Consider the following 1,045-nt stretch of genomic DNA (forward strand, 5'->3'; position numbering starts at 1 on the left):
GAACCCGCACCACGATGCACCCACAGATCACCACCGGCGACACCCGCCACATCCGGCCGGCCATCACCATCGAAATCACCCCAACGACCACCGACCCGAGACGGCTGCTCCGTTGTGCCGCCGGCCAGTTGCGCGAGCTCGGCCACCGTACCGTTGAAGACGTTCTGATCGACGCCGCCGGACACGCCGGGCACTGAGGCCGAGCTGGTGAACTGCCACAGTTTCCACGTCGACCAGCCGGCCGGCAGCGGGTTCGGCGAGGTGTTGTACCGGGCCACGAACAGTGGTTCGTCACCGAACGACGTGTTGTTGCCGGTGCAGGGGTTCCACCAGTTGGCGTTGGTGTAGATCATGGTGCGCTGCCCGGTCCGTTCCCGGATCCGGTTCACGAAGTCCCGGATCCAGGCGACCATCTGCTGTGTCGAGAGGCCGTAGCACGGTGACGGGCTGCCGGAGCCCTCCCACGGCCACTCGATGTCGAGCATCGGCGGCAGGGTACGGCCGTCGTTGCTGTACTGCGCGTTGTCCAGCAGGAAGTCGGCCTGTACCCGCCCACTGCTGCGGTCCGGGCGGGCGTAGTGGTACGCGCCGAAGTAGATGTTGTTGTTGCGTGCTCCGGTGCGGTTGGCCGCGTAGTAGGAGTCGCGGAACCCGGTGCCCTCGGTCGCCTTGGCGTAGGCGAACCGCTGCCCGGACCTGGCGACCGCCGCCCAGTCGATCGTTTCCTGGTGGTTGGAGACGTCGATGCCGGTGACCGCATACCCCGGCGGTACCGCGGCGGCGAGCCGCTGGCCCGGCTGGACGCCGGTCTCGTGTCCCGCGGCGGCGCTGCCGTTGGGCGCGGGGACCGGTGCGGCCTGTGCGGTGACCGGCAGGGCGCCCACGGCGAGTGCTGCCGCCGCGGTCACCACGAGCAGTCTGGTGAACGTCATGTTCTTCCCCGTCTCAGATGGTTGCTGCGGTGGTGAGGAGGCGGTTGAAGTTGGACCAGGTGGTACCGAAGGCCGCGTACCCAGCGAAGTTGAAACTGGTCGCGGTGCCGGTG

At 68.1% G+C, this 1,045-nt stretch carries 1 protein-coding gene; it reads right to left on the bottom strand.

Annotation, left to right across the window (positions count from 1 at the left end; all coding sequences use genetic code 11):
* The coding region (locus tag AB0G04_RS44235; protein ID WP_360996778.1) for a GH25 family lysozyme at window positions 1–932 on the bottom strand (932 nt) is incomplete at its 3' end.
* Window positions 933–1,045: the final 113 nt, after the last annotated feature.

Source organism: Actinoplanes sp. NPDC023801 (assembly GCF_040639655.1).
Taxonomy (GTDB): Bacteria; Actinomycetota; Actinomycetes; order Mycobacteriales; family Micromonosporaceae; genus Actinoplanes.